Here is a 16,401-nt window from a genome sequence, read left to right on the forward strand (position 1 = left end):
TAGAAGGCCCAGCCCATTCGCAACTACGCAAGGCAAACCTTCTATGTTGCACCGCAACAATTCAACTTTAAGCGTTATCCAAAGCAAAGTCAACGGAATTTGTTGCGCCGCAACAAAACACGTCCGAATTTCTCATCAACAGCGTTAAACCATGAAAAAACAATGGATTAGCGTTGTTTGTCGTACCCCAGTGTTTCGGAAATCCTGGCGGCTGTGCTCAAGAGAACAGGAATCCAATCGTCATGCAAACGTTCAGCAGGCGCAGACAAAGATAAACCTGCCAGAAGTTTGCCGGTATCGTCGTATACACCGGCCGCAATACAACGCACACCCATTTCCAACTCTTCGTTATCACGGGCATAACCTAGGCGACGAACTTGAGCCAGTTCGCGCTCCAGCAGCTCCAGCTGGGTGATGCTGTTGCGGGTTGCGCCGGCCAGACCAGTACGCATAACGTAGGCCCGAACCTGACGCGGCTCCCAGGAAGCCAAAAACAGCTTGCCAGTAGAGGTCAAATGCAAAGGCGCATGGCCACCAATGGCCCGCACCACTTGCATGCCGGAGCTCTCGCTCCAGGAACGCTCCACATACACAATTTCATCGCCCTGCTGCAGGGACAGATTGACCGTTTGCCCAGTGTACTTGTGCAGCTCGCGCATGGGAGCCAAGGATGCCGCACGAACATTAAGACGCCCCTTAACCAGAGAGCCTAACTCCAGCAAACGCATGCCCAGTCGATATAAACCACTATCTACACGCTCAACGTAGCGCCCCACCACCAAATCATTCAGGATGCGGTGAGTCGTAGACGTATGCAGACCCGTTGCCGCAGCCAGATTCTTTAATGCCACTGGCTCGGATTGCTTGGCCAGCTCATCCAAGAGGATCATGGCGCGTTCCAACACCTGGATCGACATTTGCCCACCATTGCTTGACGGTGCAGTAGAAGGCGTAAAGGAATTTGTTGTCATTATTAGGAGAATTATGATGCAACGCAACAAATTCCATAATATGAAATGGGCGCATACTTGGCAAGTATTATTTTAACGCAGGGCTCAAGCTCCCCCCTAGATCCAGCACCTGTTGGCGCAAATAAGCCAATGCTTCTGCTGCCGGTTCCGGGTCTCCTTTTACACCCAGATCAATGTGAGGCCGCCCACCCGCCCCTCCCACGCTAGGCAAACTAAAGACTCTTACCCCAGGCCACGTCAGCTCTATGTGTTCCATGGCCGGTGTAATGCGTGACTCAGGCAAATTAAAAGCCAGGAAAGAATGCTCTACCCGATGAGCCAGATGATGCAACTCCCGATAGCGAGTATCCAGCGTCCACTCCATCATCGGCCAGGCCATCACGGGAAAACCTGGCATGAAGGTATGGTTGCGAATAAAAAAACCGGGAATTTTGTTGTACGTATTGGGCACAATGTCTGCCCCCTCAGGGAACATACCCATCTGTAATCGCTGCTGGTTCTCGGGCAAGGACATATCAGCACTGCCCACGCCATTCCGTTCGTTTTCAGCGCAACGCTCGGTAATCAAGGCCGCCGCCTCGGGATGTAGTTTCAGTTCTACGGCCAAAGCCTTGGCCGTCGCCTGACGGGTTTGATCATCCGGTGTCGCACCAATTCCACCACAGCAAAACACAATATCTGGCGTCGCAAAACTGCGCTCCAGAGTGGCGGCTATTGTGTCCAGATCATCAGGAATAATCTGTGCGCCCCCCAGTTGCAAACCCCTGGCCCCCAACAGTTCAATCAGTTTTGAAAAATGTTTATCGTAGCGGCGTCCCGACAGGATTTCGTCGCCAATGATAATCAAACGAATAATGGCTTGATCCTTAGTTGTCATGATCAATGAGCGAAGTAGACGCCGCAGTTGCCTCGTGCTGACGCAGGCGACGAAGGTTTTCCAAAGAGAAATGAGCAAACACCAGGGCCGAGAACACAGGCAAGACCAGCCAAGCGGGCGGAATCAGGTTCAACAGGGCAAATATCAGGCCAATCAGCCAATACTGGCTATTCAGACGGGACCACAGATATTTACGCTCCTGCACATTGGCATGTTCTACCAAGGAGTCCACCCGTAACATGCGTGTCAGGGCAAAAACCCACCACAGCACAGGAAGAATCAGCGCAAAAGGAGGAAAGATCCATAAGGGCAAGGTCACTAGCCAGCCTACTAGAAACAAGGTTCCGACCCAAACAGCATTCCAGACGCCATAAGCCGTCGCATTATGGCCTTGCTTGATCACATCGGGATAGTCTTTCTGCTGCAAATGCCCCAAAACCAAAGGCATGACCAGAACGGCTGCAAGAATCAAGCCCAGTACACCCGCCAACGGCAATAAAATACCCAAGGCCAGCAAGGGAGCCAAGTACACTTTCAGCGAGAACAGGCCCAGGCCCACCAACCACTGATCTACAGACTCAAAGGTATTCCAGCCGCCCAACACCTCCAGCAACCAGTTCTGGAGAGGCGTCCACAGCAACCAGCTCAGCAAAATCAAGCCCACAAACATGATCAGAAAGGGCATGACCAAAGCCACCAGCATGCGTGGCTGAAATTGCGACACCAATGAACGCTTGAAGGCGGTTGAAATACTGGCCCATCCACCGGCAGGGCCCGATCGAGATGGGGCAGATGAAAAAAGGGACATACAGCTCCTGCGAAGCAAAATCGATTACCCAGGTATCATAGACACAGTCGCTTCTTTTTGTCTGTATGAAATTATGGCCCTGTTCAACGCCCAACACGATCTGCCCACGCTGGCCACCCATTTGCAAGCTACCCCCAACGCCTTGCTGATTGCCTGTTTCTGCGCCCAATGGTGCAAAACCTGCCAGCAATATCAGCCCGCTTTTGAGGCTTTAGCCACACAGTTTCCCCAAGCCTGCCTGATCTGGATTGATATTGAAGAACAGCCCGAGCTGCTGGGTGAGGAAGATATCGAGGACTTCCCCACCTTACTGATCCAGAACGAAAATGGGACCGTTTTTTACGGTCCCATGCTGCCTCATATCGAACATCTGCAGCGTCTGGTGCACAGCATCTCAGAACGCAGCCCGGTCATTGATGCCGGACCAGGGGATTTACGTGCCTTAGTAGCGGCCGCCACCTAAAAGCACACCCACCGAACGCTTGCGCGTTGTATTGGAGGAAGGCGTCACCGCTGGCTTGGGAGCCGCAGCGGTCGATGGCTCATAGGGCTTCAAGAAAAAATCATCTACCGGCGGCGTATTCGACTGATACGAACGACGCTCATGGCGCTTGGAGCCAGAACGAGACGAGGAGGCCGTTGACGGCAAATCCAGTTTCAGGCGTGGCACCGCTGTGCCAATCAACTTTTCAATTTCCTGCAGCAGGTGCTCTTCATCGGGGGCCATCAAGGCAATGGCCTCACCCGAAGCACCAGCACGCCCAGTACGCCCAATGCGATGGACGTAGTCTTCAGCGTTATACGGCAAGTCCACATTGATCACACATGGCATACCGGCCACGTCCAAGCCACGGGCGGCCACATCGGTTGCCACCAGCACATCCACGCTGCCGCTCTTGAAGGCGTCCAACACCTTCATGCGCTCAAGCTGACTTTTGTTGCCATGAATGGATTCCGCCTTGATGCCTTCACGCTCCAGATAGCGGGCCAGTTGACCCGCACCAATCTTGGTATTGGAAAAAACGATGGTTTGCGTCAACTTTTTGGTCTTGACCAGATGCACGACGGCGCGACGCTTGTCGTCTGCCGACATGGGGTACACCACCTGGGTCACATTCGAGGCCGTCGCGTTGCGGGCTGCCACCTCAATCTCGACCGGATCATTCAGGAAGTTGCGGGCCAGCTTGCGAATTTCCTTGCTGAATGTCGCCGAGAACAACAAGCCCTGACGGTTTTTCGGCAGCATGGAAACAATACGATCCAGATCAGGCAAAAAGCCCATGTCCAGCATGCGGTCTGCTTCGTCCAGTACCAGAATGCTGACCTGGCTTAAATTGATCGTGCGCTGGTCAATGTGATCGAGCAGACGGCCTGGGGTGGCGATGACAATCTCTACACCACGTCGCAGGGCTTCTTTTTGTGGTCCGATATCCACACCGCCGAACACCACCGTCGAGCGCAAGGGGACCGATTTGCTGTAGAGCGCGATGCTCTCAGCCACCTGGTCGGCCAACTCGCGCGTTGGCGTCAGCACCAAGGCCCGCACCGGGTGACGAGCGGGAGAGGCGCTGGTCGTGGCGTGTGCCATCAGCCGATTCAGGATGGGCAAAGAAAAGGCTGCCGTCTTACCTGTACCGGTCTGGGCTGCCCCCATGACATCACGGCCAGCCAGCACCACGGGAATCGCCTCGGCCTGAATAGGCGTAGGCTTGGAATATCCCGCCTCGGTGACGGCATTTAATATTCCAGGGTGCAGACCGAAATCAGCAAACGTAAGGTCAGTGGGAGTCGAAGGAGTTTTATCTGTCATGTACGCAAAAAGTCGGCTTGCCATAAGTGGCAAGCATTTGTAACAATCCTATTTTAACTGATGCCCGCCAGCATCAACAGCGGCCACAGGCATGTAAGTACTCGCGTCAGGATTTCAGGGCATCACGGCACGTATCAGCCAGAACGCCACCATCCCGGCCACGATTACCCAAACAGCGTTACGGGTACGGATAAACACCAGCACAGCCACCAGGCTGGCCAAGGCTTTAATATCCAGTCGAGGGGTGTCGCCGTAAGCCCAAGGCAAAAGTTCCGGGATGATGATTGCTGCCAGAGCAGCCACCGGAGCAAAGCGCAAGGCGCGCCGCATACGTTCAGTCAGGGGTAGCAAATCACCAAACATGAAATAGCCTGTGCGGGTGAGCACGCTGCACAACACCAACAAGGCAATTGCACCCAAAACGTACCAATCATACTGCCAATCGCTCATCACCGTGCATCCCTATGCCGTTGCAGTTGTTCTGCCGCCACGCCCGCCAACACTCCACCAAGCACCGCAGCCACCAACCCCAAACGCAAGGGCAGCGCCTGTCCAGCCCACGCAATCACACTGGCCGTAATCAAACAGGCCCACATGGCACGGTTGTTGACCAGGGGAATCAACAGCGCCAGCAAGGCCAGAATGGCCGCAAACTCCAGCGACCAGGAAGGCGGTACATAAGCACTGAGCACAATGCCCGACAAGGACGCAATCTGCCAGCTTAGCCAACCAGGCAAAATGATACCCAGGTAATACCAAAGATGCTCACGCGAGCCACGCTCTTTGGAATCGCCATACTTGGACATAAACAGAACAAACACCATGTCACTGGTGATGTAGCCCAGACCCAGGCGTTTTTTCCAGCTCAGATGACGGAAAAAGGGCTGCAAGGCCGCTCCAAAAATAATGAAACGGATATTGACGATAAAGCCGGCAGTGAAAATCAGCCACAAGGGTGCGTGGGACTCGATCAGCGGTAGCGCCGTCAACTGCGCCGAGCCGGCATATACAAACAAGGTCATCAAGGTGGCTTCAAACCCGCTCAAACCGGACTTGACCATCGCCACACCTGTCACAAAGCCCCAGACTACCGTGGCTATCAAAGCGGGAATAAAGTCGATAAAACCAGCGCGCATGTGTACACGATCCTGTGCACTAGGCAACAAGGTCGATAATCTTGTGATGGCTGACACGCCGTCTCCTGAGATGTGCTGCCCGCAAGCGGAAAACAGTGGAGGCAGCTTTGCTTTGTGATTTTCCTTATTCTAGAAGCAAAAGACGGCCCCGAACATCTTGCTCTATTAATATGGTCAAGAAAAAACAGGCCGGGTCTTGCTACAATCATCCGTCTACGCACGTAAGGCTCAGTATCGCCGTTACGTGTACGGTATTGTTACCCTCTCATTGTTATCAGGAACCTTATGAGCGCCGCTATCGAACCTAAAAAAGCAGATCACGAACTGATCATGGTCGGAGCTGACGATCTGCCCGTACACTGCCCTCGTCCTGGCAGCACGCTATGGAATATGCACCCTCGCGTATTCATCGATATCAGCAAAACTGGCGAAGCCGCTTGTCCATACTGTGGTGCCCGCTACCGCCTGAAAGAAGGCGAGAAGGTTCACGGTCATTAATTTTTGAATCTGGCTTCGTTGGACTCCTCTGCCCCCCCCTCTGACAATGCGATAGAGTCGGGCTCCGTACCCGGAGCAGACGCGCACCCTTGGCGTCATGCCGATGTAGTTGCTCGTCTGGACTCCAGCGCCTGCCCTCTGCCCGCCTGGCTGCCTGGCGGACACCTTCAAACTATCCACGGGGCATTTTTTGCCCGCCATCACCACATCGCCTTTGTCCGTCAAAGGCTTGATACGCCCGATGGCGACTTCCTGGACCTGGACTGGACCGGGCCTGGCCTGTTTGCCGACAAGCTGGCCAACGGCACCACCGCCCAACCCGACGCCCACCTATCCCGCACCGCCGCCCGTCGCTGGATGCAGCCCCAGGATTGGGACAGCCTGCCCAGCATGGCCGATACCCATGCCCTGGTTCTGTTTCACGGGCTGGAAGGCAGCAGCCGCAGCCATTACATCCAGGCCATTGCACAGTACTTCCGTGCGCGCGGCTGGATTGTAGTTGTTGCCCATTTCCGGGGTTGCTCTGGCTTTCCAAATCGCATGGCGCGCGCCTATTATTCGGGCGATTCGGAAGAAATCAGCTTTATCTTAAATACCGTTCGAGGCCATCTGCCCCATGTGCGCTGGCACGTAGCCGGCACCTCGCTGGGCGGCAATGCCATGCTCAAATATTTGGGGGAAGCGGGTGATGAGGTCTCCTGGCTGCAAGCCTGTGCCTCGATTTCAGTGCCACTGGATCTGGTTGCTTGCGGCCGCTACCTGTCCGAATCCCGAATGGGTCGCTGGTTCTACTCGCCCTACTTTCTGAAAAGCATGCGCCGCAAACTGCAAGACAAGGCCCATCGCTTTCCTGGCATGGTCGATACTGCCCGCTTGAGCCAGGCCCGCACCATACGCGACTTTGACGATATTTACACCGCGCCCATGCACGGTTTCAGCCATGCGCTGGACTACTGGACACGCGCGTCCAGTAAACCCTTACTGCGCAATATCAAAATCCCCACCTTGGTTTTAAATGCCCGCAACGATCCTTTCGTGCCGCATGCCAGCTTGCCCACTATTCAGGATTGCTCGGATTCTATTTTGCTGCACCAACCAGCCGAAGGTGGGCACGTCGGATTCATTACGGGCAGTATTCCCGGCAATATGGGATGGTTACCCGCAAGACTTGCCCGCTTTTTTGAAACCAATAGCTAAGACTGGTTAAAGCGGGCCTGCGGGCTCCTCAGGAGCGAAAACGCTCCAGCAAGACACGCTCACTTTCAACACGCTCACGCAATTGGCGAATCTGCGTATCCAGTTCAGATTGCTGATAGAAATCCTGGGTCAAATTACGCGCCTGCTGTAGTTGTTCCACCGCAGTAGGCAATGCCCCGACTAGTTCGTAATATTGAGCCATGGCACGACGAGCCTTAACGCCATCACCCAAACGATCATAGGTTTTAGCCAGCAACTGATGCAGTTGCGGCTCATCAGGCCATTGCTTGATGCGATCCACCAAGAAAGCCTGTGCCTGATCATTCTGTCCCAGTTGTTGCAAGACCTGCACATAAGCCAGGGCCACCCCTTGGCTCTTGGGCCATCGCTGCCAGGCTTGTTTCGCTAAGTTCAGCGCCCCTTGCACATCACGATCGGCGATCGCAATGCGAATACCCAAGGTATCCAGCTCAGGGGCCTGGAACTGGCCCTGCGCCCGTGCCTCGGCCAAATGCGCACGCGCTTGCTCATAATCCTGACGGCCTTGTGCAATATAGGCCAGACCATACTGAGCCGCTGAACGCTCCAGATCGCTTTGCGACTGGTTCGTGCTTTGCAAAGCCTGTTCCAGTGCACGCAAGGACTGCCCGCCCCCGGCCTGCATCACCATCAACTTCGCACGGATATACCAGAACGAGGTCGTATCCTGATAATTGCTGGCTGGCAGACCACGCACCCGGTTGCTGATGTCCGATTCACGCTGCTGGGACATGGGGTGCGTGCTGGCGTACTCATTGGCTGTCGCACGCTCATTCAAGCGTGAGGCCGCAGCCAGACGCTGAAACATCTGCACCATACCCTGAGGTTCGTAGCCTGCCTTGAGCAGCATCTCGAAACCAACCCGGTCAGCCTCTTGCTCGGCCTGACGCGAAAATCCCAACTGACGATCCACCGCTGCCGCTTGTCCAAAGGCGGCCGCCCCCATCGCCAGATCACCGCTGCCAGCCAGGGCACCCAGCAAGGCACCGGCCAGGGCGGCGATGAGCAAGTGGTTGCTTTGCGCACTTTGCGTAATACCGCGAGCCACGTGACGTTGCGCCACGTGGGCAATCTCGTGAGCCAACACCGAAGCCAGTTCGGACTCAGACTGTGACGCCGTAAACAAGCCGCTATGAATACCAATATAACCACCAGGCAAAGCAAAAGCGTTGATACTGTTATCCCGCAAGACAAACACGGTTACGGGCTGCTCCATGGCAGGACCATACTGAGCCAGCCTGCGGCCCATATCCGTCAGATACTGATTGATATCCGGGTCCGACACATACTCGGGCGAGCGCCTGCCCTGCTCCATGATGGCATTGCCCAAGGTCCGCTCCAAAGCCGGAGACAATTCGGCGCCAGAGGCCGCCCCCATGGAAGGAATGCCTATAGGCTGCGCCTGTACAGGTATCACTGAACTGAACGTCAGCGACAGTGCCAGACACAAAGAAAGCGCGGAACGGGCGGGTTTAAACTGCATGGATACTCCCGACAAAATCAATTGGCCCTGACCATCATAGCGTTTGTCCGCCTGCGAGATTCTGGCAAACGGTGACTCGCGGACAGGCGCATCAAGGTGCCCAAGGCATACAAAAGGCCAAACACCTCCACCAGACCGGCCAGCACCCACATGATCAGCCCACCCATGACCTGATCATCCAGTGCGTCCATGCCCGCAATGGCACGGCCACATAAATCAAAAATTGGGTAAAGGTCGTATTCGGTAAACGTGATGATGGCACCCACAACCATTTGTGGCACCATCGTAATCACCGGCGAAAGTATACGCCCACCCACCGACAGCCGGGCGGGTGGCGAAGGTCGGCGATCCAGGATCAGATTCCAATACATGATCCCGCTGATGACCACAGACCAGTTCATCAAACGGTACAAACGCCAGTCCAGCATGGAGTAAAACTGCACCGTGGGCAGCATCCAGATCAGGACCAGGAAAACAAACAGAAAGGCGACCAGTATCGGATTGGTCAGGACAGCCTGAACACGTCGGCCACTGGGTCTGCGCAGCCATAGAGCCAAAGCACGACGCCAGCTTAAAGGCAGGCCGGCGCGCAGGGTCTGGCCGGGGTAGGCTCCCATCAGGAACAAGGGGCCCAGATGATGCAAGATCAAATGCTGAGCCCGATGAATGAAGAACATGCGCTCGGCGTAATAGTCCAGGCGCGTGTGCAGGGAAAGATAGAGAAGAATCAGGCCAATCCAGAAGAAGGACTGGCGCAAAAGGTTGGGGCGGTGTACTTGCCGCCCCCGGACGTACAAAACGATGACCAGCAAGAAGGTCAATAGCAGAACAGGAGAAAACTCCCAAGGAGTCAGCCAGTCGAGCAAGGACATAGCAGCGCCATCCGCAAATCCAGTTGCGGTTTAGTTTATAGCAATACGCTCCCGTCCTGCCCACTTCACATTCAGCACACCGGGATAATCCCGAATCAGCCGGGCACGCTGCATCAGCTCTGCACGCAGCTCAGGCGGGCAGGTCAAGGTCACGCACGCCGTATCGTGCGTATCGGAATGGTCTACCTGCACATTGGCCACGCGGATACCCGCGGTATTCAGGTCCGAGTAAATACGACGTCGGATCTGGGCCAGATCGCCACGAGGGCAGACAACCGTCAAACGGGAGACGGACAAAGGGGCACGAGCACGCAGGGCAGACGCCTGGATGCCGGCACGGCGCAAAAAGAGATCGAAAATACGCATACATTCCCCCTATTGCACATTAAAGTTGCAACACATCAGGATTCAGAAAGCCAAGGGCTTTCCAGAGAATGAAATGGCGGGGAATGTAAGGCAGCAGAACAGCCGCCTGAGACACCACGCCCTGAAAATTCCAGGACGCGGCAAGCTGTGAAGGAATCAGCGGGCCTGAACGCGCCTGGACATGGATAGGTCGAACATAGATCGACTAGCACTGTCGCCGGGGTCGGGATTCACCACACAGCTCCTATAAAACCAAAGAACTCGTATTGTAACGTGCACAAGCCCTTGCCACAAGGGCAGGTCTGTGAAAAACCTTTACTTTACAAGGCACTTGACGTGTTTAATACACAGACAGATCCAGCCAGCCCATGTAGCGATAAAAGGCCATGATGATGTGTACCAGCCAGAACAGGCTGATATTGGCAAAGGCAACCGTCGAGATCACCGCTGTCAGGACGCTGGGCCAGCCATGCTGATTGTGTTGCTCGCTTTGGGGGTTGTAGAGCGCGTCAAATTTTTCGGGGCTACGCAGCGCCAGAATCACGGCCTCGATAATCCCGGCACTGACCGGCAAGATCAGCAAATTGGGGAATAACGAATCCAGCCCCTGCTGAAACACCAGCGTTCCCAGAATGGCCAAGCTGGTAAACACCAAAGGGACATACCAAAAGCGTCTGCCCAGATAGCGGTGCTGTGCGCCCACCATCCCTAATAAAAGAGACAGCCACGCGGCGGTGACTTTATGGCGAAAAGGTTTGGTCTGTACAAATGACAACGTCTGCTGAGACATGCAGGGCATCCAATCCGGGCTTGTGCTGCCAGCCATTGCGCACGGCTGTCCTTTGCTTAACGCCAATTTGACAGCCACCTTCCCGTACAATACCTGAATTACTTCCTTGCCGTCATGAGGTCCCCCATGAATGCCACCGACTACGACATCGCCATTTGTGGCGCCGGTCCCGTAGGCGCATCTTTGGCGCTAATGCTGGCTGCCCAGCACCCAAGCCCGTCACGCATTGCCGTTCTGGGGAAAAACTTCAATCTGGCCAGTACCGAACATGCCCAGGGCGATCCACGCACCCTGGCCCTGAATCACGGCAGCCGCCGCCTGATTTTGAATCAGCTCAAAGCCTGGCCCGAGCGCGCCGCCCTGATGCGTACCGTGCATGTTTCCCAAAAGGGACGACTGGGTCGCTGCCTGATCCAGGCCGATGAGCTGGGCGTACCTGACCTGGGTGCTGTGGTTCATTACGATGATTTGCTCTGGGCCTTGCATGCCCGGCTCCGAGACAGCGGCGTCACGCTGCTACCCGCCCAGCAAGCCCGTACCCACTCCGCCCCCAGGCAGATTCTGGTCGACCACGATGCGGGCCAGGCCACCGCCTTGATTGCCGTACAGTGCGATGGCGTCCGCCCGAGCGGCATGCGACGCGATTACGACCAGTACGCCCTGTTGACGACGGTGCGCGCCAGCCAGCCTCAAACCGGCTGGGCCTACGAACGCTTTACCGAACACGGCCCCTTTGCAGCCCTGCCCCACCCTGACGCCCCAGACCTGTACGCCATCGTCTGGTGTAACAGCCCAGAACGCAGCCAATTTCTGGCCGAACTGCCTGTCGAAGAATTTCAGGCCGCCATGCGGCAAGCCTTTGGAGAGCGCCTGGGACATCTGGAGCTGGTCTCCAAGCGCCATATCTTCCCGCTTGCCTTTCACGCGGGCCCCAGCCGCTTGTCCGAGCGCCTGCTGGCAGTCGGCAATGCCGCTCAGACCTTGCACCCGGTTGCCGGCCAGGGTCTTAACCTGGGCCTGCGTGATGTCGCACAATTGTCACAATGCCTGGCCGCCTGGCAAGCAGATTGCAGCCAGAACCCCGATCCTTTTTTGGCACGTTACGTCCGTCTTCGTCGCCCCGATCGCTGGTTGACCGCCGCCATTACCGACACCTTGCCACGCCTGTTTGCGACCAAAAACCCTTTGATCCAGCACGCTTGTGGTCTAGGACTGTTGGCCATGGACACCCTGCCGTTCGCCCGTCAGCCCTTTGCCCGACAGCTACTGCAAGGGATGCGTGCCTAGACCCACCACTCACAACGGCCCCAATTTGGGGCCTGTCCTTTTCTTCTTGCAAGTCCTTGCCCACGAAGCCGTGCCGCAGGGTTAAAATCTTCCCCATGCGTATCGGCCCCTGGACCCTTCCCAACCCTATTTTCATTGCCCCCATGGCTGGAGTCACAGACAGACCTTATCGTCGTCTGTGCAAGACGCTGGGTGCCGGTTATGCCGTCTCGGAAATGGCCGCCAGCAACAAACGCTTATGGGACAGCGTAAAAACAGCACGCCGTCTGAATCACGAGGGTGAGGCTGATCCGGTTGCTGTACAGATTGCCGGTTCCGACCCTGAAATGATGGCCGAAGCCGCCGTGTTCAATATCAGCAAAGGCGCTCGCATCATTGATATCAATATGGGATGCCCGGCCAAAAAAGTGTGTAACGTCGCCTCGGGTTCCGCCCTCTTGCGTGACGAGCCACGCATCATTGAAATCCTGGAGCACGTTGTCAAGGCATGTACTCCCTACCAGGTTCCGGTTACACTCAAGACCCGCACCGGCTGGGATGCGCAATCGCGCAATGCTGTCCGTATTGCCCACTTGGCCGAAGATATCGGCATCGCCGCTTTGACCCTGCATGGCCGCACCCGCTGCGACTTCTACCAGGGCCACGCCGAATACGACACCATACGCGAAGTCAAAAACAGTCTCTCTATTCCGGTCATCGCCAATGGGGATATCGATAGTCCCGAAAAGGCAAAATTCGTACTAGAGTACACCGGAGCGGATGCCGTCATGATCGGTCGAGCTGCGCAAGGGCGACCCTGGATTTTCCGGGAAATCCTGCATTACCTCGAACATGGCGAACATCGCGCAGCCCCCACCTTTGGCGAGCTGCGCGATTGCATGATCGAACACCTGCAAGACCACTACGTTTTCTACGGGCAGCACACTGGAGTACGTACTGCCCGCAAGCATATAGGCTGGTATTTGTCGGATATGCCGGACTCCCGACACTGGCTGGATCAGATTAATCGTATCGACAACTGCGCAGATCAATTAGAAGCCATTACTCACTGGTTTCAAGAATGCGACCTGGACCAGCCCTACCTGCAATAAAAGACAGCATGTGGCTCTTTTGTATTTAAGTACTACGTATACCTTCAGAAAAAAATGTCAACGACCAACCCACTAGAACAGTCCGTACGTGAACGCCTCGAACGCTACTTCGCCGACCTGGGCGAATCCGAGCCACGCGATCTGTTGTCGATGGTCATCTCCTGCGTGGAACGGCCTGTGCTGCAAGTTGCCCTGGAGAAATCCGCGGGCAACCAATCCAAGGCCGCAGAAATGCTGGGCATCACGCGTAGTACCTTGCGTAAAAAGCTCAGCGCCCACAATCTGCAACCCTGATTCCTAACTCTCACGTCTCACCTTCCATGAAAATCCAGACAGCTCTTCTCTCTGTCTCCGACAAAACCGGTATTGTCGAATTTGCACAAGCACTCGCCCAGCGCGGAGTGCGGCTTCTGTCCACTGGCGGCACGGCCAAGCTGTTGGCCCAGGCTGGCCTGACCGTTACCGAAGTGGCCCAGCACACCGGCTCTCCAGAAATTCTGGATGGCCGTGTCAAAACACTGCATCCAAAAATTCACGGTGGCCTGCTGGCGCGTCGCGACAGCGCCGAACACTTGAAGACTATGGAAGAGCACGGTATTGACCGTATCGATCTGCTGGTCGTCAACCTCTACCCTTTCCGTGAAACCATTGCCAAGCCGGGTTGCACCTTTGCCGATGCGGTAGAGAACATTGATATTGGTGGCCCTGCCATGCTGCGCGCTGCTGCCAAAAACCACGGCACGCCTGAAGGCGGCGCCTGTGTCGTCATTGACCCTGTCGATTACGAACGCGTACTGGCGGATATGGACGGCCCTGCCGGACACCCCTCTTACGGCCTGCGTCTGGAACTGGCTGCCAAAGTCTACGCCCACACCGCCGCTTACGACGGTGCTATTGCGGCTTACCTCACCAGCCTGGCTCAGGCCGAGCCTGCCCAGGACAGCGCCCCCGAAGTGAACACCTGGCCCAATGTGCTGACCATTCAGCTCAAACAGGAACAGACTCTGCGCTACGGCGAGAACCCGCACCAAAGCGCGGCTTTCTACACAGACGGCACCATTGGCGAAGGTTTGCTGGGTCGTTACAAGCAACTGCAGGGCAAGGAACTGTCCTACAACAATATTGCTGACGCCGATGCCGCTTGGGAATGTGTGCGCAGCTTTGATGCGGGCGCTTGCGTCATCGTCAAGCACGCCAACCCTTGCGGTGTTGCCCTGGGCGAAACCGCCGAGCAGTCCTACCGCAAAGCCTTCCAAACCGACCCAACGTCAGCCTTTGGCGGCATTATTGCCTTCAACCGCGAAGTGGACGAAGCCGCTGCCCAGGCTATCAGCAGCCAGTTTGTGGAAGTGCTGCTGGCACCTTCCTACACTCCAGGTGCTCTGGACGTGTTTGCTGCGAAAAAGAACGTGCGCGTGCTGAGCATTCAGCCTGGTCAGGCTCACAACGCTTTTGATGTGAAACGTGTGGGTGGCGGCTGGTTGGTGCAAACGCCCGATACCTTCCGCGACAACACCGAAGGCTTCAAGGTCGTGACGCAAGTCCAACCCAGCCCCCAGCAAATGCAAGACATGCTGTTTGCCTGGAACGTGGCCAAGTACGTGAAATCCAACGCGATCGTGTTCTGCGGTCAAGGCATGACGCTGGGTGTAGGCGCTGGTCAGATGAGCCGTGTGGACTCTGCCCGCATCGCCTCCATCAAGGCTGAAAATGCTGGCTTGACCCTGCAAGGTTCGGCTGTCGCGTCCGACGCGTTCTTCCCCTTCCGTGATGGTCTGGATGTGGTTGCCGAAGCCGGTGCCACCTGCGTCATTCAACCGGGCGGCAGCGTGCGTGACGACGAAGTCATCGCCGCCGCCAACGAGCGTGGTATTGCCATGGTCTTGACCGGCACACGCCACTTCCGTCACTAAGATGCGAATCCTGGGCATAGACCCTGGCTTGCGTCGCACTGGTTTCGGAGTGATCGACGCCCAGGGGCCCAGCTTGCGCTATGTGGCTAGCGGGACCATTGTGGTCCCGCCTGATCTGCCTCTGGCACAGCGGCTAAAGCTGATACTGACTCACATCACGGAAGTGATTGAACAAAGCAAGCCCGATACCTCTGCCATCGAAAAAGTCTTTGTAAACAGCAACCCGGCCTCCACCCTTTTACTAGGGCAAGCACGGGGCGCCGCCTTGTGCGCGTTGGCTGTAGGCGGGCTGGATGTCCATGAATACACCGCCTTGCAGATCAAGAAAACCGTCACCGGCAGCGGCCATGCAGCCAAAGAACAAATCCAGCTGATGGTACAGCGGCTCCTGCAACTGAACGGCCTGCCTGCCTCGGACTCGGCCGATGCCCTGGCCTGCGCCATCAGCCATGCTCATCACAGCAGTGTGGTGGGCGGCCTGCAAAAAAGCGGAGCCATCACTACCGGGCCGCGCCGTCGCATTCGCGCTGGCCGGATCTTGGGTTAACTCTCCAGAAGGAACATCATGATAGGTCGCATCCGGGGTACCTTGATCGAAAAACAACCTCCTACCATCTGTGTGGATGTGGGCGGGGTCGGCTATGAAATCGATGTACCCATGAGTACGCTCTACCAAATGCCGGAGCTGGGCGCACAGGTCAATCTGTTCACCCATCTGGCAATTCGTGAAGATGCCCATGTGCTGTTTGGTTTTTCCAGCCTGAACGAGCGCAGCACCTTCAAGGCACTGATCAAAGTCACGGGTATTGGCGCCCGCACAGCCCTGTCCTTGCTATCGGGTATGAGTGCCGAAGAACTGGCCGATGCCATCACTCGCCAGGAAACTTCCCGTCTGGTGAAGATTCCTGGCATAGGCAAGAAAACGGCCGAACGTCTTTTACTGGAGTTGCGCGGCAAACTCGGTGCAGACCTGGGCAGCAGTGGCACAGTTGGCGCCGCTCCCAATAGCCGTGATGATGTATTGCACGCTTTGGAAGCCCTGGGCTACTCCAACAAGGAAGCCAGTATTGCCGTCAAGGCCTTGCCCGATGATATTGATGTGTCGGAAGGGATCAAACAGGCATTGAAGTCACTATCACGCGCTTGATACGACACTGCTATGTATAAAAAACCGTGCCGTTCATAGGAACGGCACGGTTTTTTTTATCTATCCATGTGGCAGCTTATCCGCCGTGACTCTTATTGATGTGATGATTTACTGGC

The 16,401-nt window shown here is 56.0% G+C and carries 19 protein-coding genes; 9 read left to right on the forward strand and 10 right to left on the reverse strand.

Translation table 11 applies throughout. The features are described from left to right. Nucleotides 1–167: 167 nt before the first annotated feature. From ACDI13_RS04495 to ACDI13_RS04505, 3 genes are all read right to left on the reverse strand, one after another. Nucleotides 168–917: an IclR family transcriptional regulator gene (locus ACDI13_RS04495; protein WP_162496905.1), complete on the reverse strand. Its 750-nt coding sequence runs from the start codon at nt 915–917 to the stop codon at nt 168–170. A 121-nt stretch (nt 918–1,038) separates the two neighbouring features. Then, nucleotides 1,039–1,848, reverse strand: a complete 810-nt coding sequence (locus tag ACDI13_RS04500) for a molybdopterin-binding protein (protein WP_316988554.1) — start codon at nt 1,846–1,848, stop codon at nt 1,039–1,041. Beyond that, the gene (locus ACDI13_RS04505) at nt 1,838–2,656 is read right to left on the reverse strand and encodes an EI24 domain-containing protein (protein WP_316988555.1); all 819 of its coding nucleotides are present in this window, start codon (nt 2,654–2,656) and stop codon (nt 1,838–1,840) included. The genes ACDI13_RS04500 and ACDI13_RS04505 overlap by 11 nt, the downstream gene beginning before the upstream one ends. A 73-nt stretch (nt 2,657–2,729) precedes the next feature. Between ACDI13_RS04505 and ACDI13_RS04510 the strand changes: the two genes are divergently transcribed. Beyond that, nucleotides 2,730–3,119 (forward strand): thioredoxin family protein, encoded by a 390-nt coding sequence (locus tag ACDI13_RS04510; protein ID WP_316988556.1) that lies wholly within the window; start codon nt 2,730–2,732, stop codon nt 3,117–3,119. On the opposite strand, the gene ACDI13_RS04515 is transcribed toward ACDI13_RS04510, so the two are convergent. The 3 genes from ACDI13_RS04515 to ACDI13_RS04525 all read right to left on the reverse strand — a co-directional run bounded on the left by ACDI13_RS04515 (nt 3,099) and on the right by ACDI13_RS04525 (nt 5,602). Then, a complete protein-coding gene (locus tag ACDI13_RS04515; RefSeq protein WP_316988557.1) occupies nt 3,099–4,466 on the reverse strand; it encodes a DEAD/DEAH box helicase in 1,368 nt (455 codons plus the stop codon). The two genes, ACDI13_RS04510 and ACDI13_RS04515, sit on opposite strands and share 21 nt — an antisense overlap. A gap of 114 nt (nt 4,467–4,580) precedes the next feature. Further along, a complete protein-coding gene (locus ACDI13_RS04520; protein WP_316988558.1) occupies nt 4,581–4,916 on the reverse strand; it encodes an AzlD domain-containing protein in 336 nt (111 codons plus the stop codon). After that, the gene (locus ACDI13_RS04525) at nt 4,916–5,602 is read right to left on the reverse strand and encodes an AzlC family ABC transporter permease (protein ID WP_316988576.1); all 687 of its coding nucleotides are present in this window, start codon (nt 5,600–5,602) and stop codon (nt 4,916–4,918) included. Before ACDI13_RS04525 ends, ACDI13_RS04520 begins: the two co-directional genes overlap by 1 nt. A 285-nt stretch (nt 5,603–5,887) precedes the next feature. Between ACDI13_RS04525 and ACDI13_RS04530 the strand changes: the two genes are divergently transcribed. Then, nucleotides 5,888–6,100, forward strand: coding sequence for a zinc-finger domain-containing protein (locus ACDI13_RS04530; protein ID WP_094197523.1), 213 nt, complete (start codon nt 5,888–5,890; stop codon nt 6,098–6,100). A 51-nt stretch (nt 6,101–6,151) separates the two neighbouring features. Next, entirely contained in the window at nt 6,152–7,297 is a 1,146-nt protein-coding gene (locus ACDI13_RS04535; protein WP_316988577.1) for an alpha/beta fold hydrolase, read from the forward strand. Nucleotides 7,298–7,325: 28 nt separating this feature from the next. On the opposite strand, the gene ACDI13_RS04540 is transcribed toward ACDI13_RS04535, so the two are convergent. The 4 genes from ACDI13_RS04540 to ACDI13_RS04555 all read right to left on the reverse strand — a co-directional run bounded on the left by ACDI13_RS04540 (nt 7,326) and on the right by ACDI13_RS04555 (nt 10,847). Then, nucleotides 7,326–8,819 carry a M48 family metalloprotease gene (locus ACDI13_RS04540; RefSeq protein ID WP_316988559.1) on the reverse strand — a complete coding sequence of 498 codons (1,494 nt, stop codon included), beginning with the start codon at nt 8,817–8,819 and terminating at the stop codon, nt 7,326–7,328. A 17-nt stretch (nt 8,820–8,836) separates the two neighbouring features. Then, entirely contained in the window at nt 8,837–9,691 is an 855-nt protein-coding gene (locus tag ACDI13_RS04545) for a cytochrome c oxidase assembly protein (RefSeq protein ID WP_316988560.1), read from the reverse strand. 30 nt (nt 9,692–9,721) lie between these two features. After that, complete coding sequence (locus tag ACDI13_RS04550) at nt 9,722–10,057, reverse strand: hypothetical protein (protein WP_003803097.1); 336 nt, start codon at nt 10,055–10,057, stop codon at nt 9,722–9,724. 340 nt (nt 10,058–10,397) lie between these two features. After that, nucleotides 10,398–10,847, reverse strand: coding sequence for a hypothetical protein (locus ACDI13_RS04555; RefSeq protein WP_316988561.1), 450 nt, complete (start codon nt 10,845–10,847; stop codon nt 10,398–10,400). A 126-nt stretch (nt 10,848–10,973) separates the two neighbouring features. On the opposite strand from ACDI13_RS04555, the gene ACDI13_RS04560 reads away from it, so the two are divergent. From ACDI13_RS04560 to ruvA, 6 genes are all read left to right on the forward strand, one after another. Next, nucleotides 10,974–12,134 carry an FAD-dependent monooxygenase gene (locus tag ACDI13_RS04560; protein ID WP_316988562.1) on the forward strand — a complete coding sequence of 387 codons (1,161 nt, stop codon included), beginning with the start codon at nt 10,974–10,976 and terminating at the stop codon, nt 12,132–12,134. A gap of 95 nt (nt 12,135–12,229) precedes the next feature. Beyond that, on the forward strand, nt 12,230–13,225 hold the full coding sequence (gene dusB / locus ACDI13_RS04565; protein WP_372372787.1) for a tRNA dihydrouridine synthase DusB: 996 nt from the start codon (nt 12,230–12,232) through the stop codon (nt 13,223–13,225). Between the two features lie 54 nt (nt 13,226–13,279). Then, the gene (locus ACDI13_RS04570; RefSeq protein WP_003803089.1) at nt 13,280–13,519 is read left to right on the forward strand and encodes a helix-turn-helix domain-containing protein; all 240 of its coding nucleotides are present in this window, start codon (nt 13,280–13,282) and stop codon (nt 13,517–13,519) included. 26 nt (nt 13,520–13,545) lie between these two features. After that, nucleotides 13,546–15,138: a bifunctional phosphoribosylaminoimidazolecarboxamide formyltransferase/IMP cyclohydrolase gene (gene purH / locus ACDI13_RS04575; protein WP_316988564.1), complete on the forward strand. Its 1,593-nt coding sequence runs from the start codon at nt 13,546–13,548 to the stop codon at nt 15,136–15,138. 1 nt (nt 15,139) lies between these two features. Further along, nucleotides 15,140–15,685 (forward strand): crossover junction endodeoxyribonuclease RuvC, encoded by a 546-nt coding sequence (ruvC, locus tag ACDI13_RS04580; protein WP_316988565.1) that lies wholly within the window; start codon nt 15,140–15,142, stop codon nt 15,683–15,685. A gap of 18 nt (nt 15,686–15,703) precedes the next feature. After that, nucleotides 15,704–16,285, forward strand: a complete 582-nt coding sequence (gene ruvA / locus ACDI13_RS04585) for a Holliday junction branch migration protein RuvA (protein ID WP_316988566.1) — start codon at nt 15,704–15,706, stop codon at nt 16,283–16,285. Nucleotides 16,286–16,401: the final 116 nt, after the last annotated feature.

This window comes from Alcaligenes faecalis (assembly GCF_041521385.1).
GTDB classification, from domain to species: Bacteria; Pseudomonadota; Gammaproteobacteria; order Burkholderiales; family Burkholderiaceae_B; genus Alcaligenes; species Alcaligenes faecalis_E.